At 45.8% G+C, this 23,797-nt stretch carries 23 protein-coding genes, 1 pseudogene and 4 riboswitches; of the genes and pseudogenes, 11 read left to right on the top strand and 13 right to left on the bottom strand.

Annotated features, from left to right (window positions below; all coding sequences use genetic code 11):
• Positions 1-101: 101 nt before the first annotated feature.
• Positions 102-1,382 carry a citrate transporter CitH gene (gene citH / locus AC0OMA_RS19960; protein ID WP_003227205.1) on the bottom strand — a complete coding sequence of 427 codons (1,281 nt, stop codon included), beginning with the start codon at positions 1,380-1,382 and terminating at the stop codon, positions 102-104.
• Positions 1,383-1,582: 200 nt separating this feature from the next.
• Between citH and AC0OMA_RS19955 the strand changes: the two are divergent.
• From AC0OMA_RS19955 to AC0OMA_RS19945, 3 genes and pseudogenes are all read left to right on the top strand, one after another.
• Positions 1,583-3,642: pseudogene (locus AC0OMA_RS19955) on the top strand (catalase).
• Between the two features lie 49 nt (positions 3,643-3,691).
• Complete coding sequence (locus AC0OMA_RS19950; protein ID WP_015385058.1) at positions 3,692-3,982, top strand: hypothetical protein; 291 nt, start codon at positions 3,692-3,694, stop codon at positions 3,980-3,982.
• A gap of 144 nt (positions 3,983-4,126) precedes the next feature.
• Positions 4,127-4,795 (top strand): DUF3298 and DUF4163 domain-containing protein, encoded by a 669-nt coding sequence (locus tag AC0OMA_RS19945; protein WP_474222367.1) that lies wholly within the window; start codon positions 4,127-4,129, stop codon positions 4,793-4,795.
• A 41-nt stretch (positions 4,796-4,836) separates the two neighbouring features.
• Here the strand turns inward: AC0OMA_RS19945 and AC0OMA_RS19940 are convergent, their stop codons facing one another.
• On the bottom strand, positions 4,837-6,030 hold the full coding sequence (locus tag AC0OMA_RS19940; RefSeq protein ID WP_003227216.1) for a NupC/NupG family nucleoside CNT transporter: 1,194 nt from the start codon (positions 6,028-6,030) through the stop codon (positions 4,837-4,839).
• A 127-nt stretch (positions 6,031-6,157) separates the two neighbouring features.
• Positions 6,158-6,259: riboswitch (purine riboswitch) on the bottom strand.
• A gap of 385 nt (positions 6,260-6,644) precedes the next feature.
• Between AC0OMA_RS19940 and AC0OMA_RS19935 the strand changes: the two genes are divergently transcribed.
• The 5 genes from AC0OMA_RS19935 to AC0OMA_RS19915 all read left to right on the top strand — a co-directional run bounded on the left by AC0OMA_RS19935 (position 6,645) and on the right by AC0OMA_RS19915 (position 11,239).
• Positions 6,645-7,493, top strand: coding sequence for a methyltransferase domain-containing protein (locus tag AC0OMA_RS19935; protein ID WP_327845005.1), 849 nt, complete (start codon positions 6,645-6,647; stop codon positions 7,491-7,493).
• Positions 7,494-7,646: 153 nt separating this feature from the next.
• Entirely contained in the window at positions 7,647-9,062 is a 1,416-nt protein-coding gene (locus AC0OMA_RS19930; RefSeq protein WP_015385055.1) for a GntP family permease, read from the top strand.
• Positions 9,063-9,085: 23 nt separating this feature from the next.
• Entirely contained in the window at positions 9,086-9,802 is a 717-nt protein-coding gene (locus tag AC0OMA_RS19925; RefSeq protein ID WP_181220313.1) for a CoA transferase subunit A, read from the top strand.
• Complete coding sequence (locus tag AC0OMA_RS19920; RefSeq protein ID WP_003243049.1) at positions 9,799-10,449, top strand: CoA transferase subunit B; 651 nt, start codon at positions 9,799-9,801, stop codon at positions 10,447-10,449. The genes AC0OMA_RS19925 and AC0OMA_RS19920 overlap by 4 nt, the downstream gene beginning before the upstream one ends.
• A 16-nt stretch (positions 10,450-10,465) precedes the next feature.
• Positions 10,466-11,239 carry a 3-hydroxybutyrate dehydrogenase gene (locus AC0OMA_RS19915; RefSeq protein WP_181220312.1) on the top strand — a complete coding sequence of 258 codons (774 nt, stop codon included), beginning with the start codon at positions 10,466-10,468 and terminating at the stop codon, positions 11,237-11,239.
• A gap of 52 nt (positions 11,240-11,291) precedes the next feature.
• On the opposite strand, the gene AC0OMA_RS19910 is transcribed toward AC0OMA_RS19915, so the two are convergent.
• The 10 genes from AC0OMA_RS19910 to AC0OMA_RS19865 all read right to left on the bottom strand — a co-directional run bounded on the left by AC0OMA_RS19910 (position 11,292) and on the right by AC0OMA_RS19865 (position 19,966).
• Entirely contained in the window at positions 11,292-12,428 is a 1,137-nt protein-coding gene (locus AC0OMA_RS19910) for a 5-methyltetrahydropteroyltriglutamate--homocysteine S-methyltransferase (RefSeq protein WP_014478413.1), read from the bottom strand.
• A 77-nt stretch (positions 12,429-12,505) separates the two neighbouring features.
• Positions 12,506-12,612, bottom strand: a riboswitch (SAM riboswitch).
• Positions 12,613-12,680: 68 nt separating this feature from the next.
• Positions 12,681-13,808: a 5-methyltetrahydropteroyltriglutamate--homocysteine S-methyltransferase gene (locus AC0OMA_RS19905; RefSeq protein WP_423778325.1), complete on the bottom strand. Its 1,128-nt coding sequence runs from the start codon at positions 13,806-13,808 to the stop codon at positions 12,681-12,683.
• A riboswitch (SAM riboswitch) is annotated at positions 13,802-13,908 on the bottom strand. (Overlaps the previous gene by 7 nt.)
• A 65-nt stretch (positions 13,909-13,973) precedes the next feature.
• On the bottom strand, positions 13,974-14,462 hold the full coding sequence (locus tag AC0OMA_RS19900) for an LURP-one-related/scramblase family protein (protein WP_181220311.1): 489 nt from the start codon (positions 14,460-14,462) through the stop codon (positions 13,974-13,976).
• A gap of 127 nt (positions 14,463-14,589) precedes the next feature.
• Positions 14,590-14,844, bottom strand: a complete 255-nt coding sequence (locus tag AC0OMA_RS19895) for a hypothetical protein (protein WP_080344241.1) — start codon at positions 14,842-14,844, stop codon at positions 14,590-14,592.
• A 298-nt stretch (positions 14,845-15,142) separates the two neighbouring features.
• Positions 15,143-15,271, bottom strand: coding sequence for a hypothetical protein (locus AC0OMA_RS19890; RefSeq protein ID WP_003227241.1), 129 nt, complete (start codon positions 15,269-15,271; stop codon positions 15,143-15,145).
• A 104-nt stretch (positions 15,272-15,375) separates the two neighbouring features.
• The gene (pepT, locus tag AC0OMA_RS19885; protein WP_003244314.1) at positions 15,376-16,608 is read right to left on the bottom strand and encodes a peptidase T; all 1,233 of its coding nucleotides are present in this window, start codon (positions 16,606-16,608) and stop codon (positions 15,376-15,378) included.
• A 49-nt stretch (positions 16,609-16,657) separates the two neighbouring features.
• Positions 16,658-17,314 (bottom strand): two-component system response regulator YxJL, encoded by a 657-nt coding sequence (gene yxjL / locus AC0OMA_RS19880; RefSeq protein WP_474222365.1) that lies wholly within the window; start codon positions 17,312-17,314, stop codon positions 16,658-16,660.
• A complete protein-coding gene (locus AC0OMA_RS19875) occupies positions 17,301-18,521 on the bottom strand; it encodes a sensor histidine kinase (protein WP_474222364.1) in 1,221 nt (406 codons plus the stop codon). Before AC0OMA_RS19875 ends, yxjL begins: the two co-directional genes overlap by 14 nt.
• A 17-nt stretch (positions 18,522-18,538) precedes the next feature.
• Entirely contained in the window at positions 18,539-19,012 is a 474-nt protein-coding gene (locus AC0OMA_RS19870) for a CcdC protein domain-containing protein (protein ID WP_003243313.1), read from the bottom strand.
• Positions 19,013-19,090: 78 nt separating this feature from the next.
• Complete coding sequence (locus AC0OMA_RS19865) at positions 19,091-19,966, bottom strand: LysR family transcriptional regulator (RefSeq protein WP_474222362.1); 876 nt, start codon at positions 19,964-19,966, stop codon at positions 19,091-19,093.
• A gap of 131 nt (positions 19,967-20,097) precedes the next feature.
• Here AC0OMA_RS19865 and AC0OMA_RS19860 point away from each other — a divergent pair, with 131 nt between their 5' ends.
• Complete coding sequence (locus AC0OMA_RS19860) at positions 20,098-20,604, top strand: YbhB/YbcL family Raf kinase inhibitor-like protein (protein ID WP_015385045.1); 507 nt, start codon at positions 20,098-20,100, stop codon at positions 20,602-20,604.
• Between the two features lie 114 nt (positions 20,605-20,718).
• Positions 20,719-21,738: a UDP-glucose 4-epimerase GalE gene (gene galE, locus AC0OMA_RS19855; RefSeq protein ID WP_064671770.1), complete on the top strand. Its 1,020-nt coding sequence runs from the start codon at positions 20,719-20,721 to the stop codon at positions 21,736-21,738.
• Between the two features lie 74 nt (positions 21,739-21,812).
• Here the strand turns inward: galE and AC0OMA_RS19850 are convergent, their stop codons facing one another.
• On the bottom strand, positions 21,813-22,355 hold the full coding sequence (locus tag AC0OMA_RS19850; RefSeq protein WP_120028571.1) for a DUF4352 domain-containing protein: 543 nt from the start codon (positions 22,353-22,355) through the stop codon (positions 21,813-21,815).
• A 389-nt stretch (positions 22,356-22,744) separates the two neighbouring features.
• A riboswitch (guanidine-I (ykkC/yxkD leader) is annotated at positions 22,745-22,847 on the top strand.
• A gap of 76 nt (positions 22,848-22,923) precedes the next feature.
• Between AC0OMA_RS19850 and AC0OMA_RS19845 the strand changes: the two genes are divergently transcribed.
• Positions 22,924-23,760: a YitT family protein gene (locus AC0OMA_RS19845; RefSeq protein ID WP_181220309.1), complete on the top strand. Its 837-nt coding sequence runs from the start codon at positions 22,924-22,926 to the stop codon at positions 23,758-23,760.
• Positions 23,761-23,797: the final 37 nt, after the last annotated feature.

Raw genomic sequence — 23,797 nt, 5'->3', positions numbered from 1 at the left:
AGTTGTTGGCATGAATCTTCTATTTACTCATAATATCCTATTTGATCTTCTCCCCTCTGTAAATCACGTACTCACTCAATGCTACGATCAAGCTCATACATTTAGAAAGAAATAATCCCAATCAAAAGTGCGGCAATCGTCATCACAATCGTTGTTCCCACGGCCCATTTAATAGTGAATTTTTGATGGTCGCCAAAGCTGACGCCTGCCATTCCTACCAATAGATAGGTGGAAGGCACAAGCGGGCTGAGCAGATGAACAGGCTGCCCCAGCAAGGAGGCCCTTCCGATTTCAGCGGCGTCTATTCCGTAAGCGGAAGCGGCTTCGGCGATGATGGGAAGGACACCGAAGTAAAAGGCGTCATTCGACATGAAAAAGGTGAATGGCATGCTGACGATCGCAGTGATCAACGGCAGGTGTGGACCCATGGCGTCAGGGATAAGTGAAACGAGAGAATGCGCCATGGCATCCACCATTTTTGTGCCGGAGAGAATGCCTGTGAATATGCCCGCAGCAAACACCATTGAGACAACGTTTAACGCATTACCCGCATGCGCCGAGATTCGTTTCTGCTGCTCTTTGACATTTGGATAGTTGACCATCAAGGCGACGGCGAACGCAGTCATAAAAAGAACAGGGAGCGGCAGCAGGCTGGTGATCAGTGCGGCCATCAGAGCGACAGTCAGCAGCAGGTTAAACCATTGAAGAGCGGGGCGCTTGAGCGGTGCGGCCTCCGGATCGGAAGACGGTGCGTGATCAATCGAAATGACGCCGAGCCGCTTCCGCTCTTTCTTTCCGAGGATATAAGCAACGGCGATCACCCAGAGAATGCCGGCGATCATAGCGGGAATCAGGGGCGTGAAGACCTCTGACGTGTCCAATTTTAAGGAAGCCAAAACCCTCGCAGTCGGCCCGCCCCACGGGATAATATTCATAACCCCCGAACCGAGCATCGCTATTCCCGCTAACACCAAACGGTTCATGCCGAGCCGTTTGTAGAGAGGCAGCATCGCTGCAATGGTAATCATATAGGTTGTTGTCCCATCTCCGTCCAGCGAAATGGTCATGGTCAGAACCGCTGTGCCTACGGCGATTTTTAACGGATCTCCTTTGACAAACGATAAGATTTTGGCAATGAGAGGATCAAACAGACCTGAGTCAATCATAATGCCGAAATACAGGATGGCGAATAACAGCATGATACCGGTAGGGGCGAGGTCTGTAACGCCCTGAATCATCATCTCGCCGAGATCTTTGCCAAATCCGCTGATCAGGGCGAACACAATAGGAACGACAATCAAAGCAATAAGAGCGGAAAGCCGGTTAGACATAATAAGGTACATAAAGACAATCATCATCACAAAACCGAGTATGGCAAGCATGATATGACCTCCCCTATTCAACAGCTTTTTTGGTAAGCGCTTCCATCTCTTCTTTCTGTGAAGAAGGCTTATTTCAAATGTGTATGACCGCATATTTATATGTAGACCAAAAATCCTAATGAGCGGATTAGCAGTTTATATGAAGAACGCCACGGGTAAATGTGCTGTAGAATGTTTCGTTTTAAAAAGGGGGAAGAGACATGAGTGATGACCAAAACAAACGTGTAAATGAACACTCAAAGGACGAGCAGCTTGAGCAGTACAGGGCCGATAACAGCGGGAAGAAAATGACGACAAACCAAGGCTTGCGGGTGTCAGAGGATGAGCATTCGTTAAAAGCCGGGGTTCGCGGCCCGACGCTGATGGAGGATTTTCACTTCCGGGAGAAAATGACGCACTTTGACCATGAGAGGATTCCGGAGCGCGTTGTGCATGCGCGCGGATTTGGCGTGCATGGTTTTTTTCAGGTTTACGAGCCGATGACCGAGTACACACGGGCCAAATTTCTTCAGGACCCTTCGGTGAAGACACCGGTATTTGTCCGTTTCTCTACGGTTGCGGGTTCTAAAGGCTCCGCAGACACGGTGCGGGATGCCAGAGGCTTTGCGACTAAATTTTATACTGAAGAAGGAAACTATGACCTTGTGGGAAATAACATTCCGGTGTTTTTCATTCAGGATGCGATCAAATTCCCGGATTTGGTTCACGCGTTTAAGCCTGAGCCACACAATGAAATGCCTCAGGCCGCGACCGCTCACGATACGTTTTGGGATTTTGTCGCCAATAACCCTGAGTCGGCTCACATGGTAATGTGGACGATGTCGGACAGAGGCATCCCGCGCAGCTACAGAATGATGGAAGGCTTCGGCGTTCACACGTTCCGTTTTGTCAATGAACAAGGAAAGGCACGTTTCGTGAAATTTCACTGGAAGCCGGTGCTCGGTGTGCATTCTCTCGTATGGGATGAAGCGCAGAAAATTGCCGGGAAAGATCCGGATTTCCATCGCCGTGACCTGTGGGAAACAATTGAAAACGGCGGCAAGGTTGAATACGAGCTCGGCGTGCAGATGATTGATGAGGAAGATGAATTCAAGTTTGATTTTGATATTCTTGACCCGACTAAGCTGTGGCCGGAAGAGCTTGTGCCGGTGAAAATCATTGGGAAAATGACACTGAACCGCAACCAGGATAATGTGTTTGCGGAAACAGAACAGGTCGCATTCCACCCGGGAAATGTCGTGCCGGGAATCGATTTTACAAATGACCCGCTCCTGCAGGGACGGCTTTTCTCTTATACAGACACACAGCTCATCCGTCTTGGCGGCCCGAACTTCCATGAGATTCCGATTAACCGGCCGGTATGTCCATTCCATAACAATCAATACGACGGCTATCACCGGATGACGATCAATAAGGGACCTGTCGCTTATCATAAAAACTCACTGCAAAACAATGATCCGTCGCCTGCGACAGCTGAAGAAGGCGGCTACGTCCACTATCAGGAAAAAGTCGAGGGCAAAAAAATCCGGCAGCGAAGCGACAGCTTCAACGATTATTACTCACAGGCGAAGCTTTTCTGGAACAGCATGTCTCCTGTGGAGAAACAGCACATCATTTCTGCTTTCTGCTTCGAGGTCGGGAAGGTCAAAAGCAAGGACGTACAGCGGCAGGTCGTTGATGTCTTCAGCAATGTCGATGCAGTTTTAGCGGAAGAAATCGCCAAAGGAGTAGGCGTGGCGGCGCCGCGAAGCGTAAAGCATCTAAAGAAATCCTTACTTCGCCTGCGTTAAGCCAAGCCCGTACAGTGAAAACCGCGTCAACCAGAAAAGTCGCTGTACTCGCCGGAAACGGATTTTATGAAAAAGAACTGCAAACAGTGCTGGAAGCCTTAAAGCAAGAAGGAATCACAGTGGATATCATCAGTCAAAATCTGGGGTATATGACAAGCGGCAGCGGACAGCAGCTTGAGGCCAGCGGCACGTTCTTGACGGTTGATTCTGTTCTGTATGATGCCGTCTATGCCGCAGGAGGACTGGAGTTAAAAGACAACAAACAAGCGATGGCGTTTATCAGAGAAGCTTACAATCACTACAAGGCAATCGGTGCGGCAAATGAAGGAATTGACCTTCTTCAATCCTCTGTCGGGACAACAGAGGGACCAGGCATCGTAACGGCTGAAGAAGAACCTGACTACACCGCTTTCAGCAAGGCATTTATCGATGCGATTGCTGCTCATCGCCATTGGGATAGACGAATTTGATCGGCTCCTGTATCTTTAAGGAAGATACTTTTCATAAGGAGCATGACAAATGAACGAAAAACAGCTCGCTGAAGCTTACGAACGCGATGAAAATATGATGATTTTGGTGTTTGCCCAATGGTGTGTAAACCATGATCTTGATCCGGTGGAGATGTACGCCAAAGCGTATCCGCAGCAAAAGCTGAATGAAAGCTTGAAAAAAACCATGGACGATCTGGTCGTGCCAAAACACGAAGCAGAGCACATTCCGGACCAGACTGTCATTGCGGTATTAGAGATGTTCGGAAATACAGATTTGGCACAGGCCGTTCATGAAGCGATTTCTGGGCGCAAACAGTAAAAAAAGAGACATCCTGTGTCTCTTTTTTTATTGGGAAAATCATGCTGTTAGACCTAGAAACTTCTTTCGATTTAATCAGTCTATAAAAGTGTGTATTGCTTAAATAAGGGAATGTTAAAGAACGACATCAAAGGAGGAGATCGTATGAAATGGATTAACATGCTGAAAGCCGCGGGGATTGCAGTCTTGCTTTTTTCCGTAGTTGCATATGCGGCTCCATCTTTAAAAGCAGTCGCGAAAACACCGACTGTCAGCACCCATACGTACAAAAAGATCAAGGAGTTAAAGTATCCACAAGTGCATCACGTCGGGAATGCCGCGTTTGAAAAGAAAATCAATCAAGAGCTGAAAGCCTACATTGAACAATCGTATCAGGAATACCTGAAAAACAAAAAAGCAGGCGAACAGCAGGGCTTTAAAACGGAATATCAAACATCCTTCAGCGTCAAATACAATGCGGCAGGCAAGCTCAGCATTCAAACACTCAATTATATCTATTCAGGGGGCGCCCACGGTTTAACGTCTGTCCAGTCCTTCAACTATGACTTGAAAGCACAAAAGCGGGTGACGCTGGATCAGATTCTGAACACCAAAACAAAAGTCAGCAAAACGAGAGATTATCTATATAGCTATATCAAAAAACACGATGAACTGTTTTTCCCTGATGTTAAGAAAGAGGATATAACCCTAAACAAAGACACAATGTTTTACTTTACGGCAAACGGGATCGCCATCGTCTTTGGCCAGTATGACTTGGGGCCTTATGCAGCGGGAATCCGGGATGTGCAGGTTCCAGCCTCTATTTATCAATAATCAAAAGAGCCATATCCGAAAAGGGATATGGCTCAATGTTTCTACCACACAAACAGGCCGACAATCGCAGCACTTAATAAAGATACCGCAATTCCGCTGACGAGCAGTTTCCACACGTTTCTCCCGATGACCGTTGACTTTTCTCCGTCAAGGATCGAATTGTACGTGCCGTAAATCATGCCGACCGTACTGAAGTTTGCAAAGGACGTCAGGAATGTCGTCGCCACCGCAACGGTGTGAGGCGGAAGGGATTTGAGATTGTTTTTCAAGTCAAGCATCGCAACAAACTCGTTCGTTGCCAATTTCATGCCCATCAGCTGAGCAACATACATCGCATCGTGCACTGGCAATCCAAGCAGGAATGCGAACGGACTGAACAGATAAGCAAAAATCGTTTGAATGGTCAGGCCGTGTACGAAAACGCCAAGAATGCCATTAACTGCTGACGTTAATGCGACATATCCGATCACCATTGCCAAAATAACGATCACCATGTTCATGCCGACAAGCATACTGTTAGAAATCGTAGAGAAAAAGTCTTTCTTCTCTTCTTTAGGCGGTGTATAGATGATATCTTCATCCTCCGGCACGTGAACAGGATTCAGCAGGTTTGCGATAATCAGCGCGTTTAAGCAGTTCAAAGGAATGGCTGTAAACACGTATGTCGCGGGCACCATTGACAGATAAGATCCGATAATGGAGCCGCTGATGCTGCTCATGCTCATTAAGCCGAATGTGAGCAGGCGGTTGTTGCTTAAAACCGTTAGCTGCTGGCGGATAACCGCAAGTGCTTCGGTATTTCCCAGGAACATCATTTGGATAGAGAAAAAGCTTTCTAATTTCGGCAAGCGGGAAGCCTTTGAAATCACCCATCCGATTTTATCAATCAGCCAAGGCAAAATGCCGAAATACGTTAAAATATCAAAGAATGTGACGATAAAGATAATTGGAAGAAGCGCACTAAAGAAAAAGTCTACTGTTTCATTCGCCATCACTGACGGAAAGGCAAACGCGATACCGTCACTGGCGCAAGCAATCAGCCAAGTGAAGAAATCACCGATTTTACCGATGGCCCAGCTTCCGACTTTTGTTCCCAGCATAAACCAAGTAATCAGCAATTCCAGAACAATTAACGTAATGATCGGGCGCCACTTGATTTTCTTTTTCTGCGGAGAACATAGGAATACAACTGCCATAATCACAATGAGACCGACAAGGTTTAGTAAAAAGTACATGATAGCAACTCCTATGAGGGTTATTATGGAAACAAAAAAAGCTCTTATCCTTCACAAATTCTGGAAGTGCAGAAAGTGTGAAAAATAAGAGCAAACAGAAAAGAACTTGTCCTTTTCAACTCGTTCAAATTTATTCAAACTTTCTTGTAGTCTAGTTTTTTACGGTTACTAGGTAGAAACAATCAGACCATATTACTGATCATATACAAGAATGTCTTTTTCTAAGATGATAGCAGTATTTTATCCTTTCACTTTTTGAAAATCAACCTTTTTAACTATTTTCACAATAATAAAATTTATATTCTAAAATGAGAAAATAAAGGAAAAACATGCTGGATTGCTATGCTGATATGATGTTGGCGGGATACCAGCATGTCAGTACTGATTTTTCTTCACTATAAGGTCCCAGCTCCTGGAGATTTGTTGTATGATGGAAACGGGGAAACCCATACAGCAGAAAGGGAGTTTTTTCATGATTATCCAATTCATTCGTTATAGATAATGACAGGTGTAGACAAACTGCCAGACCTGGCCAATTTTTGAGATAGGCCTAGGTTTATTTGTCTATGCCTTTTTCATTTATCTAAAAATGAATGAATGGGGTGTTTTTTATCATTAAGCGAACAGTTGATTTCAGCATGTTTCGATGCCCGCTCTGCGATTCTTCTATGGATGCGGCATCAGGGAAAAGCTTGATTTGTACAGAACGAGGACATACATTTGATCTATCTCGGCACGGCTACGTGAACTTTCTGACGAAGCCGGTCAAAACCAGTTACAGTGCCGAGCTTTTTGAAGCGAGGAGCAGGCTGATTGGAGAATGTGGTTTTTTTGACCCGCTCCATGATGCGATTGCAGAACTCATCAGTCATCCCACATCTGGTCATGAGGCATTCACCATCCTGGACAGCGGTTGCGGTGAGGGTTCTCATTTGAATGCGCTTTGCGGGTTTGATTATGCAGGGAAAGCAGCGGTAGGAACCGGCATCGATCTTTCGAAGGATGGGATCTTAAAAGCTTCTAAGGCATTCAAAGATCAGATGTGGGCGGTTGCCGATGTGGCGCGTGCTCCTTTTCATGATCGCCAATTTGATGTTGTGCTGTCTATTTTTTCCCCGTCCAATTATGCAGAGTTTCATAGACTGCTGAAGAATGATGGCATGCTCGTAAAAGTAGTGCCGCGAAGCGACTATTTAATAGAATTAAGGCAATTTTTATATACTGATTCACCAAGGCGCACGTATTCCAATGCGGCAGCTGTTGAGCGTTTTACAGCAAATGCAGCACACAGCCGTCCTGTCAGGCTGCGCTATGTTAAAACGCTTGACCAGCAGGCGATCCACTGGCTTCTCAAGATGACGCCGCTTGCCTGGTCGGCGCTGAAAGATCGAGTCAGCCTGCTGAAAGAGATGAAATCAGCCGATATTACGGTTGATGTTGATATCCTAGTAGGAATGAAATGAATGGCAGAGGAAAGCTCCGAAAAAAGGAGCTTTCCTTTTTTAATCGGAATAGTTGGCCCACGCTTCTCGTACATATGGAAAGGGGACGGAAACAGCCGATGCGGACAGGTTTTTGTAAACGCTTTCTAGTTCGCGGAAACGGGGGATGTGTGTGTGGAACTGATCATCATTCTATTGGCGTTAGGTTTGCTGATGTTTACGGCGTATCGGGGATTTTCTGTCATATTGTTTGCGCCGATTTGCGCGTTATTCGCGGTGCTGCTGACAGATCCAAGCCATGTGCTTCCTTTTTTTTCATCAATTTTTATGGAGAAGATGGCGGGTTTTATTAAGCTGTATTTCCCAGTGTTTTTGCTCGGTGCCATTTTTGGAAAGGTCGTTGAAATGGCCGGGCTTGCGGCATCAATCGCGAAAACAATTGTCCGGCTTGTCGGGGCAAAAAGAGCGATACTTGCCATTGTGCTGATGGGTGCTGTCTTGACGTACAGCGGTGTCAGCCTGTTTGTTGTCGTATTTGCCGTATATCCTTTTGCGAAAAACATGTTCCAAGAAGCAAACATACCCAAACGCCTCATCCCGGGAACGATTGCTTTAGGGGCTTTTACGTTTACGATGGACGCGCTTCCGGGAACGCCGCAAATCCAAAATGTCATCCCGACGTCGTTTTTCAAAACAGACATTTATGCCGCCCCTTGGCTGGGCTTGATGGGCGCAGTGATTGTGCTGGCAGCTGGGATGCTCTATTTGGAATCAAGGCGGAAAAAAGCGCAGGCATCTGGCGAAGGCTATGGCGGTTTTGATACGCAGAATGCTGCTCCTGAATCGATTGAGTCCGCGGCTGAACCGGACAAAAGCCCGATTCGGCACGCGCTTGCCTTTGTCCCGCTTATTCTCGTCGGTGCAGTGAATAAATATTTCACCATTTACTTGCCAAAGTGGTATCCGAATGGATTTGATTTTTCTTCCATAGGATTAAAGGAGTTCGGCAGGCTTGATATTTCTTCAGCGGCTGCTATTTGGTCGGTGGAGATTGCTTTAGTGATTGGCATCATCACAACAATTTTATTTGATTGGAGAAGTGTGTTTGCCCAATTGAAGGAAGGGCTGAATGAAGGGATTGGCGGCGCCTTGCTGGCATCTATGAATACGGGTGCCGAGTACGGGTTCGGCGGCATTATCGCCGCGCTGCCGGGGTTTCATAAGCTGAGCAGCGGAATTTCACATACTTTTACCGATCCGCTTGTAAATGGCGCCGTTACGACAACTGCGCTGGCGGGAATCACCGGCTCGGCTTCAGGAGGAATGGGCATTGCATTAAGCGCGATGTCAGAACAATACTTACAGGCGATTCAGGCTTACAATATTCCGCCAGAGGTGATGCATCGGGTCATTTCAATGGCATCAGGCGGGATGGATACACTGCCGCATAATGGCGCCGTTATCACGCTTCTGGCCGTGACGGGTTTGACCCACCGGCAATCCTATCGCGATATTTTTGCGATCACGCTCATTAAAACGGCTGCCGTATTTGCTGTAATCGCGATTTACAGCCTGACTGGTCTAGTGTAGAAGAAAACGAAAGGAGCATCAATATGGGAAAAGTGCTGTCATCAAGCAAGGAAGCTGCGAAATTGATTCATGATGGGGATACGCTGATCGCGGGAGGGTTTGGGCTGTGCGGCATCCCTGAACAGCTCATTTTGTCTATAAGAGATCAGGGAGTAAAGGATTTAACCGTTGTCAGCAATAACTGCGGAGTCGATGACTGGGGGCTGGGTTTGCTTCTGGCTAACAAGCAAATCAAGAAAATGATCGCTTCCTATGTCGGTGAAAATAAAATTTTTGAGCGGCAGTTTTTAAGCGGAGAGCTTGAGGTCGAGCTTGTTCCCCAAGGAACGCTCGCTGAGAGAATTCGTGCAGGCGGTGCAGGCATACCGGGATTTTATACGGCGACAGGCGTCGGCACCTCCATAGCCAAGGGAAAAGAACATAAAACATTCGGCGGCCGGACTTATGTGCTGGAGCGAGGCATTACCGGCGATGTGGCGATCGTCAAAGCGTGGAAAGCGGACACCATGGGCAATTTGGTTTTTAGGAAAACGGCGAGAAATTTCAATCCCATTGCCGCCATGGCAGGCAAGATCACGATTGCCGAGGCGGAAGAAATCGTGGAAGCAGGAGAGCTCGATCCAGATCACATCCATACGCCGGGAATTTACGTACAGCATGTTGTGCTTGGCGCGAGCCAAGAAAAACGGATTGAAAAACGAACAGTTCAGCAAGCATCGGGAAAGGGTGAGGCCAAGTGAAGGAAGCGAGAAAACGAATGGTCAAACGGGCTGTACAAGAAATCAAGGACGGCATGAATGTGAATCTCGGGATTGGAATGCCGACGCTTGTCGCAAATGAGATACCCGATGGCGTTCACGTCATGCTTCAGTCGGAAAACGGCTTGCTCGGAATCGGTCCCTATCCTCTGGAAGGAACGGAAGACGCGGATTTGATCAATGCGGGAAAGGAAACGATCACTGAAGTGACGGGCGCCTCTTATTTTGACAGCGCTGAGTCATTCGCGATGATAAGAGGCGGGCATATCGATTTGGCTATTCTTGGCGGAATGGAGGTTTCGGAGCAGGGGGATTTGGCCAATTGGATGATCCCGGGCAAAATGGTAAAAGGGATGGGCGGCGCTATGGATCTCGTCAACGGGGCGAAACGAATCGTTGTCATCATGGAGCACGTCAATAAGCATGGTGAATCAAAGGTGAAAAAAACATGCTCCCTTCCGTTGACAGGCCAGAAAGTCGTGCACAGGCTGATTACGGATTTGGCTGTATTTGATTTTGTGAACGGCCGCATGACACTGACGGAGCTTCAGGATGGTGTCACAATTGAAGAGGTTTATGAAAAAACAGAAGCTGATTTCGCTGTAAGCCAGTCTGTACTCAATTCTTAATGGGAAGGTGTTTGACATGAGAAAACAAGTCGCCTTGGTGACGGGGGCTGCCGGCGGAATCGGATTCGAAATGGCAAGAGAATTCGCCCGTGAAGGCGCTAGCGTCATCGTTTCAGACCTCCGTCCGGAAGCATGTGAACAAGCAGCCTCCAAGCTTGCAGAAGAAGGCTTGGACGCGGCGGCCATTCCGTATGATGTGACAAAGGAAGCGCAAGTTGCTGATACGGTGAACGTCATCCAAAAACGATACGGCCGCTTGGATATTTTGGTGAACAATGCCGGTATTCAGCACGTCGCTCCGATTGAAGAGTTTCCGACAGACACCTTTGAACAGCTGATCAAGGTCATGCTGACGGCGCCCTTTATTGCAATGAAGCATGTTTTTCCGATCATGAAAAAACAGCAGTTTGGCAGAATCATTAATATCGCGTCTGTTAATGGATTAGTCGGCTTTGCAGGGAAATCCGCTTATAATAGCGCCAAGCACGGCGTCATTGGACTCACAAAAGTCGGGGCGCTGGAAGGCGCGCCCCACGGCATAACAGTCAATGCGCTCTGCCCGGGTTATGTCGATACCCAGCTTGTACGCAATCAGCTTAGCGATCTATCGAAAACTAGAAATGTCCCTTACGACTCTGTACTTGAACAAGTCATTTTTCCGCTTGTGCCGCAAAAGCGACTGCTTTCCGTCAAGGAAATTGCGGATTATGCCGTGTTTTTGGCAAGCGAGAAGGCGAAGGGCGTCACTGGGCAGGCTGTCGTCCTTGATGGGGGCTACACCGCACAGTGACATAAAAAAACACACTTGCTCCGCTAGGGAATCAAGTGTGTTTTTTCTTTGCTTATTTCCAAACATCATTAGCGATCTCAACCACATGGCGGAGCTTCGCCCATTGCTGTTCTTCAGTCAGCTTGTTGCCTTCCTCAGTTGAAGCAAATCCGCATTGAGGGCTGAGGCAAAGCTGGTCTAAGCTTACATAACGGGACGCTTCTTCGATTCGGCGTTTCACGTCATCCGGATTTTCAAGCTCACCGAATTTAGATGTCACTAAGCCAAGAACAAGCTGAAGATCAGACCGTTTTACGTAACGGAGAGGCTCAAATCCGCCTGAGCGTGAATCATCATACTCTAAGAAAAGTCCGTCAAGATTCAAGCCGTCAAAAATGGTTTCGGCGGCTGCGTCATAGCCGCCTTCCGCTGTCCAAGTGGACTGGAAGTTGCCGCGGCAAATATGCATGGTTACCGTCAAGTCATCCGGGCGGTCTGCAATCGCGTCGTTAATCGATTTCGCAAACAGCTGGCGAAGCTCATCAGGCGTTGTTCCGAACGCTTCGATTTGTTTTAAGCCTTTTTCTGATAAGAAAACGGCCCACGCTGTATCATCAAGCTGGAGGTAGCGGCAGCCTCTGTCATAAAATGCTTGAATCGCTTTTTTATATGCTTTGGATACATCATGCTGGAAAAGGTGATAATCTTTTTTATACGCATCCTTTTCCAGTTTTCCGCGGAAAAACAGCATATTCGGGCTTGGAATCGTCATCTTTGGCGTCGCGTCACCGGCAATGCTATGGAGAAATGAATAATCTTCAAGCATTGGGTGAGTTGAAAAGTCGATATCACCTGTGACTTTAATGCCGCGTGCTTTTGTCTGTACGTTATGGAATTGGATTCCGTGCTCAGGAGTAAACGGCTCAACGCCATCTAAGTTTTCCAGGAAATCAAAGTGCCACCATGCTCTGCGGAATTCCCCGTCTGTCACGACGTTCAGGCCGATTTCCTTCTGTTTTTCCACAATGCGGATGATTTCATCGTTTTCAATTTGGCGAAGCTGTTCAGCCGTCATTTCGCCGGCCGCTTTTTGCAGCCGCGCTTTTTTGACGGGCTCAGATCTCAACAGGCTTCCGACTTGATCCGCGCGAAACGGCGGTTTTTTTCTTTGAAGTGATTTTTGTTCTGCGGGTGTTGTTTGTTGTGACATGTTGTCCATTCCTTCTTTCCATTCAAATATAAAAAAGCTCTTCCTTTGGATAAGGAAGAGCTTGCGTGACAATCTCAACCTTATCTTCAAGAGCAATCATTGCTCTAAAGGATTTAGCACCATTCTGTTAAACAGCGGTTGCCGGGTATCGCAGGGCCAGTCCCTCCACCTCTCTTGATAAGGAAAACCTTTTTATGAAATTTTCTGATAGTATCTATTATTCACACATTTTCTATTTCTGTCAATGATAGATTATCTCCACACATCGTTGGCAATGTCGATGACATGGCGAAGCTTTGCCCATTGCTGCTCCTCTGTCAGAAGGTTGCCTTCTTCTGTAGAGGCGAAACCGCACTGCGGGCTCAGGCATAGCTGGTCCAAGCTGACAAAACGCGCGGCTTCATTGATGCGGCGTTTCACATCCTCAGGATTTTCAAGCTCGCCGTATTTCGATGTGATCAAGCCGAGCACAATTTGCAGATCCTTGCGTTTCACAAAACGGAGCGGATCAAAATTTCCTGAGCGGTCATCATCGTATTCCAAGAAAAGGCCGTCAAGGTTTAAGCCGTCCAAAATCGTTTCCGCTACAGCGTCGTACCCTCCTGATGCCGCCCAGGTTGAGCGGAAGTTGCCGCGGCAAATGTGCATTGTGATCGTTAAATCGTCAGGCCGGTCTGCGACGGCATCGTTAATTGTTTTGGCAAATATGGCTGGCAATGTTTCTGGATCACCGCCGAGCGCCCGGACAACCTCTCTGCCTTTTTCCTCAAAGAAGAGAGACCATGACGTATCATCAAGCTGGAGATAACGACAGCCAGCATCATAGAAGGCTTTGATTGCTTTTTTGTACGCTTGGGCCAGATCATGAAAGTATTCCTCTTGATCGTCATAAATCCCTTTATCCGCCTTTTCGCCAAAAAACAGCATATTTGGGCTGGGAATGGTCAATTTTGGCGTCGCGTTACCGGCAATCTCATGTAAAAATTGATAATCAGCAAGCGCTGGGTGGCTCGTAAAATCGAGTTTTCCCGTCACTTTGATGCTGCGCGCTTTCGTTTTTGTGTTATGGAACTGAATCCCCTCAGCCGGGATGAACGGTTCCACACCGTCAAGCCCTTCCAGGAAGTCATAATGCCACCAGGAACGCCGGAATTCCCCGTCTGTTACCACGTTGAGACCGATTTCTTTTTGTTTTTCCACGATGCGGGTGATCTCTTGATTTTCGATATCACGAAGCTGTTCCGCTGTCATCTCACCAGTCGCTTTTTTTTGCCGGGCTTCCTTCACCGGAACGGAACGAAGCAAACTGCCGAATATTGAGCATGTAAAAAGCTCTTCCTTTGTGAAGGAAGAGCTTGAACGATCAAATCTCCGCCTCATCTGCAAGAACGCAATGTTCTTAAGGATTTAGCACCATTCTGTTTGAAACAGCGGTTGCCGGGTATCATAGGGCCAGTCCCTCCACCTCTCTTGATAAGGTACAACTTCATATTCAGATTTCAATTATCTTAATATTATTACTTTTGGATCAATTGTCAATGCTTTTTAGAAAATACTTTCATCTTCATCGTTATATAAAACCATATCAAGCACGATAGCGATGGCAGTGCAAATCAGAACATCTTCCTCGTTTGCAATCTGCAAGTGATAGGAATCACCCCAGCTGAGCCACTTTTTGCTCACTGACATCCGGACATTTTCCCCGTCCGTCAGCTGGAATTCATCCCTCCATAAATCACCATCGATTTCCCAGTTAAGCCCGGAAATCACAAATTTCGGTTTGAAAAACGTTACTTTCTTCGTTACCTCACAAACTGTTTTCCCGCCAATTGAAATCTCATAGCGCGGCAATAAAGACATTAGTTTTTGTTCTATGGAAACGAGCGTTTTTCCGGATGTATCTGTCATTTGTAATGAGTCTCCTAACGAGAAAAAACGTCCCTCCACCTTGAATGTTTCTTGTTCATCCCGGTCATAAATGTGAAATGCATCTTTAAATGAGAACATTTTTTGTTTCATAAATAACTCGATCATTGCTGAAGTCTCCTTTGGGTTTGCCTTGTATGAAATTACGGATAGGTGGCGAAAAGGTTTCAGGCTCTAAATCAAAACAATTTTAAAAGGCTGCGTGATCAGCAGCCTTTTCGTTTGAAATATAGAATTAGGAAAGATGCATCCGGCGTTTTTGGCGGATGGCGTCAAGGTCGATTAGGTTGTTGTGATGAGGTGCAGCTGCTGGCAGAGGGCTTGTCTTTTGCGGTTTGCGGCGATTGTCCTTGCTGAAAGAAAAAAGAAGATAGCCGCATAATGCGATGATAATAAATAGGATCATATTACATACCTCCCAAAAAAAGTTTTGGTACTCTCTATTGTACGGATAAAAAGTCAAAAAGTATTCAAAAAATTCTAAATCAATAAATAACGAGAAACTGTCCCTCTAAAACAGTATAACCTGATGACCTGAAAATAGTCTTGAATTACGCTGTTTGCTCTTGTTGATGATTGGTTCTATAGTTACTATCGACGATAAAATAAATTCCTTTATATAACTTTTAACCTAAGTTTATGTAATTCTAATTACCTGTTTTTGGGTGCTGTTTTCTTGCTTGTTTGGTTTATACCCTATTTTGCGGAATTGAACACAAAAAACCCAAATTACGGAGCATTTGGGCGGTACGGGTGAATACGGATTGTATTTAGGGGATTTGAATGTTTTATTTGAAGAAGCGTTTGAACATTTTTCTGATTTTTTGAAATGGGCTGGATTTCTTTTGCATGTTAAGCGGCCTGGAAATGATCCATTTTTTCAAGAGACTCTTTGCAGCGATTGCATGTTTTGTCATTGTTTTTCCTCCTCATTTGTTGATACTTGTTTTACGGAGGACGCGTTTAAAATGTTTCACTTTCACACAAAAAAGCCAGTCCTTTTTTGGACTGGCTTTTGGCATTATGCTTGCGCTTCAAACTGCTTTGCAATCTCAACGATGACATTTACGGCTTTGACCATGTTGTCAACTGAGATGTATTCAAATTTGCCGTGGAAATTTTCCCCGCCTGTAAAGATGTTTGGCGTTGGAAGCCCCATGTAGGACAGCTGCGATCCGTCGGTGCCGCCGCGGATGGGAGAAATCTTCGGTTCGATGCCGAGGTTTTCCATCGCTTGCTTGGCGATGTTGACGATTTCGATGACAGGTTCAATTTTCTCTCTCATGTTGTAGTATTGGTCGTTCATATCCAGCAGAATCCGGTCTTGCCCGTATTCGTTTTGAAGTTCTTCAACGGCACGCTTCATTGTTTCTTTTCTGTTTTGGAAATTCTCTTTGTCAAAGTCTCTGATAATGTAGTGGAGCTTTGTTTCCTCTACGTCTCCTTGAATCGACAGCAGGTGGTAGAAGCCTTCATAGCCTTCTGTATATTCAGGCGCTTCGTCTGCCGGCAGCAGGCTGTTCAGCTTCATCGCGATTTTCGCAGAGTTGATCATTTTCCCTTTAGCTGTTCCGGGATGTACGTTGTTGCCTTTAATCGTAATTTTTGCGGCAGCGGCATTGAAGCTTTCATATTCAAGCTCGCCGAGCGGCCCGCCGTCAACCGTGTAGGCAAAGGATGCATTGAACCGTTTCACATCAAATTTGTGTGGCCCTCTTCCGATTTCTTCATCAGGCGTAAAGGCGACTCTGATTGTGCCGTGCTTGATTTCAGGGTGTTTGATGAGGTAATCCATGGCTGTCATGATTTCAGCGATACCGGCCTTATTGTCTGCGCCGAGAAGGGTGGTGCCGTCTGTGGTGATGAGTGTATGGCCCTTATAGCCAGACAGCTCAGGGAATTGATCAGGTGACAGGGTGACCTGCAGCTGTTCGTTAAGAACGATGTCTTTTCCATCATAGCTTTCGATGATTTGCGGATTCACGTTTTTGCCGGTAAAGTCTGTAGCGGTGTCGACGTGAGCGAGAAAGCCGATTGTCGGCACGTCTTTTTCAGTATTGGAGGGAAGAGTTGCCATGACATAGCCGTTTTCATCAATAGCTGCATCCTGCATGCCGATGGACTTCAATTCATCAACGAGCATGTTTCCTAATGTCAATTGGCCGGGTGTGGAAGGACAAGTGTCAACGGATTCATCGGACTGTGTGTCGACTTTTACATATGTAGTAAACCGTTCAATGATTTCTTCTTTCATTTCCAATCATCTCCTTTGTCTTATTTTAGCATGGCGGGATGAGGGATTTCTATTGCACAATACCGTTTCGAATGGCAAAAACGACTGCCTGTGTCCGGTCTTGGGCATTGCATTTTTGCAGGATGCGGTGCACGTGGGTTTTCACAGTGCTTTCACTGACGAAAAGCTTTTCAGCAATATCCTCATTTCTCAGTCCGTAGGCCATTTGCTGAAGAACCTCAAGCTCTCTTTTGGTGAACGGCTCTGCCAGTTCTTCGGCATGGGGCTGTTGCTTCGCCCGAAATGTCTCACTGATAATTTTAGCAGCTGTGACTGTACGAAAAATCGCCTCGCCTCTCGCCGCAGCGCGAATCGCATCTATCAACTCTTCAGGAAGTGTATCCTTCAGCAGATAGCCGACTGCGCCCGCACGGATGCCTTCAAATACGTATTCTTCCGTGTCAAAGGTGGTTAAAATGACTATCTTTGTATTTGGAAGTGCGGACATAATGTCTTTTGCCGCTTCGATGCCTGAGCAATGCGGCATCTGGACATCCATGAGGATGACATCGGGTTTTGTTTGTTTTGCGAGTGCTATAATATCGTGACCGTCGCCGGCCTCGCCAGAAACCGTCATATCCGTCTGTGCGTTGATGATGTAGCGGAAGCCTTCACGCACAAGCGGCTGATCATCGGCAAGCGCGACGCGTATGTTATCTTTGTTCATCTTTTTGCTCCTTATTCGTTGTCATGAGCGGCAATGACAGCTCAATTTTCAGGCCGCTCGGCTGTACGGCACTGAAAGTAAGGGAACCGCCTGCTTTTTCTGCGCGCTCTTTCATTCCTGTCAGGCCAAATCCATAAGTAAGGCTGCCGGTGAATTGTCCGTCGTCGGTGATTGTGACATAGAGATGGGACTTGTCGTTAGAAATGACGGCCGCCGCATGAGAAGCGTCAGCGTGACGAATGATATTGGTCAGCGCTTCCTGCAAGATGCGGTAGATCGTTTCGCTCACGTTTGGAGGCCAAGACTCTTCTGACAGTCCGGCAGTATCTAAAGAAACGTGCAAGCCGCTCCGTTCCTCCACTTGATGAATGAGCCCCCGCAAAGCGGTAAGCCCCACCATCGATTCACTACGGCCCATTTGGTGAACGACAGACCGTACTTCTTGAAGACATTCCCTGGCGACACTCAGTACATTTTGAATGACTTTTTCTGAATCCTCCTTGCTGCTTTTAAGGATATAGGGAAGGGATTGAAGCTGAACAATCACAGAAGTCAGCTCGTGACCGATGCTGTCATGAATGTCGCGGGCAATTCTTGTACGCTCCTCAAGGACCGCGTACCTTAATGAAAGAACAGAAGCCTCCTGCAGCTCTGCATGCGCTTTCTGGAGTTCTTTATGAGCATGCTCCAGCTGCACATGCATTTTTGCCAATTCAGCATGATTCCGTTCAGCCTCCTTTCTCGCTTCTCGTCTGAAACGCATGGAGGAGAAGAAGACGTAGAGCCCGATCATGATCGAGATGTTGCTGATGATATCGTCCCAGCTGCTGTCAAAAACAGAATACAAAAAGAAAGCATTGCCCCCAATTAGGCACACTGTAAGGATCAAAGACAGCCGTGCAGGAAGCTTTATGGCTGCATAAACCATTAAAAATACGAGTAAAAAAAAGGCGGCTTCCTGCTCTTGGCCGGAAACAGCCCAAAGAAAAACGGTCAGGATCCAAAGCCCGACGAATATGCTCAAACTAACAGCGGTGGATGCCACATAGGGAATGATCCAAATGAATGCTAAGTATACCGCAAATACAAATGCTAACAAAATGGGATCAGCCTTAGTTGGATGAGATAAAAATTGTATGCAATTCAAAATGAGAATAAGGCTCGGCACAAGCTTCTTGTAGTGCCGAGCCGGAGATTGTCCGTTCATGCTGGTCCTTCTTTCGGTTATTGAATGGATACTTTGCCGGCGGTCAGCCGTCTGTATGCTTTGTAAAGCATGATGTTGCGGGCTGTAATGGTGCCGAGGGGAACGAAGAACATAGAATGAATAATGGCAATAAACATCTCGTTGCTCTCAGGCAGCCATGTTCTCGCGGCCATGCGCAAAGAAAGTATCACTAGAATGAGGATAACACTCCCAAGTGAGCCGCGTGAAGTGACCTTTCCTGTTTCCGGGTGAATCCGCACATTTACCATCTTCCCAATGCCAAACCCGCAGGCCAGCCCGATCAGTAATAAAATGCCGCTGATCGCCACATGTAATACGGAATGAAAATACGCCGGCTGAAACGATGCTGATACGCCCCATAAGAGCAGCAGCGGAATGATCAGCAACTTCCCGGGCTTTACCGTTCTTTCTCGATACATCGATAAAATAATAAGAATCAATACAATAAAAATATAAGGGCTCATCGCCATGTCATCAAATCCTTTCTGGATTAAGCATAGCGAAAATAGGAAAGGAAATCGTCAACCGGCAGATTGATTTTTCAGCTGCTATACTTGTTCGCGCTGCATAAAGTCATGTAACATGGCGTGAAAATGCTGAATGTCTTCGTTGTTTCTTTTCCACATCATAAACGTTTGGGACGCAGGCAATTCTAGATGTGCAGGCGTGCTGACAGCCATCAGCTTTTTTTCGGCTTCTTCCTGTTTGATAATGTAGGTAGGGAGGAAAGATGCCCCCATTCCCGCTTTCATCATGTGGACAGCCGTATCCGTCTGCCCGACAGCCATCATTTGAAGAGACGGGTAATGTGATCGGATGTTATCTAAAAAGGCATCCCCATATGACGGATGATCATGCGTTAGCAGCCGATAGCGGGTTAAGACGGCTGCAGCATCCGGCCTGTTTTCTTGGAAAGGAGCCGCCAGACAAAGCGTACCTTCGCATATATGCTGATAATAAAGAGTGTTGGTGTTCGGGTCTTTCCGCGACAAACCAATATCAGCTTCATTGTGTTCCACCGCTTGTTTAATAGCGTCAGATCCAGCCACATGAGTTGAAAGCTCGACATGCGGATGTTTTTGGATATAGGCTGGCAGAAAGCGAGGCAAGATATAGGACGCAATGTAGGGGTGTACGGCCAGCGTGAGTGATCGGCTGTACCCCTGTTTCCATTGGCTGACTTTCTGCTTTCCAGCTTGGTAAACATGGATCATTTCTTTGGCATAAGGCAAAAAGAGCCTGCCTTCGTCAGTCAGTACGACTCGTCTTCCGCTATGCAAAAACAACCTCATGCCCAGTTCATCTTCCAATTTCCTCATATGCTGAGAAACGGCAGGCTGTGTGAGATACAGACGCTCAGCCGTCTTCCTGAAGCTCTCTGATTCCGCTGCGGCAATAAAGGTTTGCAGCCACTTTAAATCCATGAAATATCTCCTTCACTGCAAGTTATCCATAACAAATTGTTAAGTTTACATGCGTATTTGTTTATCACTGATTATACATCGATTCGTTTAGTATACCTATAGGACGAGAAAATAGAGAGAGAGGGATTCATATGAACATATACGTAGAAGCAAATCCATATTTACATGACAAGTATTCAAAATACGCGGATGAAAAATATAAGAGAGAAGGAAACCCATTTGTCTCCTTTCCGATTCATTTTGATGACATCCCGTCCGGAGCAAAGACCCTCGCACTTACTTTCATCGATCATGACGCCATTCCCGTATGCGGATTCAGCTGGATTCACTGGACAGCGGCTAATATTCCGGCTTACATCGGAGAGCTTCCTGAACATGCGAGTGAGGAAAGACAGGACTTGATGATACAAGGGCAAAACAGCTTTGCTTCACCGCTTGCGGGAAGCAACGATCCAAAGGTGATTCACCAGTATTGCGGGCCGACACCGCCTGACAAGGATCATGCGTATACATTGACGGTCTATGCTTTAGATGCTGAGCTGAATCTTCAGCCGGGCTTTTACTTGAACGAGCTCTACCAAGAAATGAAAGAGCACATTCTTGCTGAAGCCTCTATCGAATTGCTGGCAAGGGTTTAAGCTAAAAAATATGAAAAAACTATTAATAAACGATTAAACTTCTTAAAAATGGATGTGGACCGGTTCTAAACACTATATAATGAAAACAGGTCATTTTTTAGGAGGGTTTACATCATGGCAATACTTGTTACTGGCGGTGCCGGGTACATTGGCAGCCACACATGTGTTGAATTATTGAACAGCGGCTACGAGATTGTTGTTCTTGATAATCTGTCCAACAGTTCGGCTGAGGCGCTGAACCGTGTCAAGGAGATTACGGGAAAAGATTTAACGTTCTACGAAGCGGACTTATTGGACCGGGAAGCGGTAGATGCGGTTTTTGCTGAAAATGAAATCGAAGCTGTGATTCATTTTGCTGGGTTAAAAGCAGTCGGTGAATCTGTGGCGATTCCGCTCAAATATTATCATAACAATCTGACAGGAACGTTTATTTTATGCGAGGCCATGGAGAAATACGGCGTCAAGAAAATCGTATTCAGTTCATCTGCGACAGTATACGGCGTTCCGGAAACATCGCCGATTACGGAAGACTTTCCATTAGGCGCGACAAATCCTTATGGGCAGACGAAGCTCATGCTTGAACAAATATTGCGTGATTTGCATACAGCCGACAATGAGTGGAGCGTTGCGCTGCTTCGTTACTTTAACCCGTTCGGCGCGCATCCAAGCGGACGGATCGGTGAAGACCCGAACGGAATCCCAAATAACCTTATGCCGTATGTGGCACAGGTAGCAGTCGGGAAACTCGAGCAATTAAGCGTATTCGGAAATGACTATCCGACAAAAGACGGGACAGGCGTACGCGATTATATTCACGTCGTTGATCTCGCAGAAGGCCACGTCAAGGCGCTGGAAAAAGTATTGAACTCTACAGGAGCCGATGCATACAACCTTGGAACAGGCACAGGCTACAGCGTGCTGGAAATGGTCAAAGCCTTTGAAAAAGTGTCAGGGAAAGAGGTTCCATACCGTTTTGCGGACCGCCGTCCGGGAGACATCGCCACATGCTTTGCAGATCCTGCGAAAGCCAAGCGGGAACTAGGCTGGGAAGCGAAACGCGGCCTTGAGGAAATGTGTGCTGATTCCTGGAGATGGCAGTCTTCTAATGTGAATGGGTATAAGAGTGCGGAATAAGAATGGAGGCCTTCTCAATAGAGAAGGCCTTTTTTAAAGAACAAGGGTGCCTGAACAGGCACCCTTGTTAGCTGTTATTTGATTTTCACAATAACATCATTACTGAATTTTAGTTTCCAAGTGCCTTTTGCATAAGCTTCCTTGTCCACCTCAAATGCTTTCACATCTGTTACTTTAATATTAGGATTTAGATCACTTAATATTTTAGAGTTGTCAACTTTTGTCTCAGTTGCATAGGTTGAAGAAGCATCGATATCTGCATCATAAGAAGTGCCATCAGCATCAACTAATTTAACAGTTGGAATTGAAAAAGAGCTAATCGGCTTTTTAGATACGTTTTTAATTGTATATTGAACTGCTACAATTGTACCACCATCAGATGCTTTCTTTTCAACATATTGAGTACCGACAGTATCTCTGTCCTCTACCTTCGTAACTGTTACTTCAGTTTTTTCAGTTTTTACGGTATCACCGATATTGTATGTTTTTTCAGTTTCTGCTTTGCTGCTGCTTGATGTTTTGGAAGTGGCTTCTGAGCCGCCTCCGCCGCCAATCATATTACCGATAATAATGATGACAACAACTGCGAGAATAAACGTAATGATTTTATGTCGCATAAAAAAGTTACGTTGATCCTTACCGCAGTTAGGACATTTTTTTACACCCTTTGCAATTTCTTGACCGCAAGCTTTACAGGGTACTAGTTTTCCTGCCATTATATTTCCTCCTATGTAATAAAATGTACGAAACATATGTACTATAATGCCTATATTATTTCACTTAGTCAATATAAAATTATGAATTTCTTATAATTATTATCATTTATAGTTAAATTCACTTGTAAAATATATGCTTTTTTTCTTATCGGTTATATCTGTTCTTTTTTTAATAGATAAATCGTATTTTCTTCCAGCTTATCTGATGAAAACTCCGCAAATACCCCTTGAACCAATTCGAACCGTCCCTTATAATGCTAATATTGGAAAGTGAAAAGGATATGATAAAAACAGTGGTTTTCTAGGGTTCCGCAATGCAAATTGGACTGTGACCGAGAGAAAACACATAGCAGCTTGGCTGTTATGACACGGTGGGATAAAAGCCCAGGAGTTTCTGCTCTTTTTCGAGAGCGTTCTCCTGGGTTTTTTTATTTGCTAGAACAGAACAATGAGAAGGAGTGCTTTCGTGATGAAAAAGAGAATGCTGGATGTACTTATGCTTGTGATTGGCGCTTTTTTCTTCGCGCTTGCGGTTAATTTATTTGCGATTCCCAATGATCTTGGGGAAGGCGGAGTCACTGGGATTACGCTGATTTTGTATTATCTGTTTCAATGGTCTCCTGGTGTCACGAACTTTACCTTAAATGCGTTTTTGCTTTTAATCGGCTACAAGTTTCTGGATGGAAAAACAACGGTTTATACGATCATTGCGGTTGCGGCAAATTCGCTTTTTCTTCATCTGACACATGGGTGGAGCATTCCGTCTGATGAATTGATCATTAATACGATTTTCGCAGGTGTATTTGCCGGAGTCGGGATCGGCATGATTATCCGGGTCGGCGGGACGACGGCTGGTTCCGCGATTCTGGCCAGAATTGCTAATAAATATTTAGACTGGAATATCAGCTATGCACTCTTGTTTTTTGATTTAATCGTAGTATTTAGCTCTTATTTTATTATTGGTGCAGAAAAAATGATGTTTACGATCGTGATGCTGTATATCGGTACCAAAGTGATGGATTTCATTATTGAAGGTTTGAATACGAAAAAAGCCATTACGGTCATTTCAGAAAATAAGAGTGAGATTGCAGAGCAGGTAAATACCTTGATGGATCGGGGCGTGACGATTTTATCAGGGAAGGGAAATTATACGGGCCAATCAAAAGAGATTTTGTATATCGTCATTAACAAACAGGAGCTGTCTATGCTGAAAAAAATCATTAGAAGCTGCGACAAAAAAGCGTTTGTGATCGTTCATGACGTACGCGATGTGTTTGGCGAAGGGTTTGTGGATATATCTAAATAAAGAAAAATCCCTCTGTACTTGAAGCAGAGGGATTTTT

The sequence above is a fragment of the Bacillus sp. AMCV2 genome, assembly GCF_056033925.1.
Note: the sequence above shows the minus strand (reverse complement) of the source record. Positions and strands in the feature narration are given on the sequence as shown.

What these genes read in the sequence shown, in the direction of transcription:
- citH (WP_003227205.1), bottom strand. Translation starts at nt 1,382, where the DNA reads ATGCTTGCCATACTCGGTTTTGTGATGATGATTGTCTTTATGTACCTT.
- AC0OMA_RS19950 (WP_015385058.1), top strand. Translation starts at nt 3,692, where the DNA reads ATGAACGAAAAACAGCTCGCTGAAGCTTACGAACGCGATGAAAATATG.
- AC0OMA_RS19945 (WP_474222367.1), top strand. Translation starts at nt 4,127, where the DNA reads ATGAAATGGATTAACATGCTGAAAGCCGCGGGGATTGCAGTCTTGCTT.
- AC0OMA_RS19940 (WP_003227216.1), bottom strand. Translation starts at nt 6,030, where the DNA reads ATGTACTTTTTACTAAACCTTGTCGGTCTCATTGTGATTATGGCAGTT.
- AC0OMA_RS19925 (WP_181220313.1), top strand. Translation starts at nt 9,086, where the DNA reads ATGGGAAAAGTGCTGTCATCAAGCAAGGAAGCTGCGAAATTGATTCAT.
- AC0OMA_RS19915 (WP_181220312.1), top strand. Translation starts at nt 10,466, where the DNA reads ATGAGAAAACAAGTCGCCTTGGTGACGGGGGCTGCCGGCGGAATCGGA.
- AC0OMA_RS19910 (WP_014478413.1), bottom strand. Translation starts at nt 12,428, where the DNA reads ATGTCACAACAAACAACACCCGCAGAACAAAAATCACTTCAAAGAAAA.
- AC0OMA_RS19905 (WP_423778325.1), bottom strand. Translation starts at nt 13,808, where the DNA reads ATGAGGCGGAGATTTGATCGTTCAAGCTCTTCCTTCACAAAGGAAGAG.
- AC0OMA_RS19900 (WP_181220311.1), bottom strand. Translation starts at nt 14,462, where the DNA reads ATGATCGAGTTATTTATGAAACAAAAAATGTTCTCATTTAAAGATGCA.
- AC0OMA_RS19890 (WP_003227241.1), bottom strand. Translation starts at nt 15,271, where the DNA reads ATGACAAAACATGCAATCGCTGCAAAGAGTCTCTTGAAAAAATGGATC.
- pepT (WP_003244314.1), bottom strand. Translation starts at nt 16,608, where the DNA reads ATGAAAGAAGAAATCATTGAACGGTTTACTACATATGTAAAAGTCGAC.
- yxjL (WP_474222365.1), bottom strand. Translation starts at nt 17,314, where the DNA reads ATGAACAAAGATAACATACGCGTCGCGCTTGCCGATGATCAGCCGCTT.
- AC0OMA_RS19875 (WP_474222364.1), bottom strand. Translation starts at nt 18,521, where the DNA reads ATGAACGGACAATCTCCGGCTCGGCACTACAAGAAGCTTGTGCCGAGC.
- AC0OMA_RS19870 (WP_003243313.1), bottom strand. Translation starts at nt 19,012, where the DNA reads ATGGCGATGAGCCCTTATATTTTTATTGTATTGATTCTTATTATTTTA.
- AC0OMA_RS19865 (WP_474222362.1), bottom strand. Translation starts at nt 19,966, where the DNA reads ATGGATTTAAAGTGGCTGCAAACCTTTATTGCCGCAGCGGAATCAGAG.
- AC0OMA_RS19860 (WP_015385045.1), top strand. Translation starts at nt 20,098, where the DNA reads ATGAACATATACGTAGAAGCAAATCCATATTTACATGACAAGTATTCA.
- galE (WP_064671770.1), top strand. Translation starts at nt 20,719, where the DNA reads ATGGCAATACTTGTTACTGGCGGTGCCGGGTACATTGGCAGCCACACA.
- AC0OMA_RS19850 (WP_120028571.1), bottom strand. Translation starts at nt 22,355, where the DNA reads ATGCGACATAAAATCATTACGTTTATTCTCGCAGTTGTTGTCATCATT.
- AC0OMA_RS19845 (WP_181220309.1), top strand. Translation starts at nt 22,924, where the DNA reads ATGAAAAAGAGAATGCTGGATGTACTTATGCTTGTGATTGGCGCTTTT.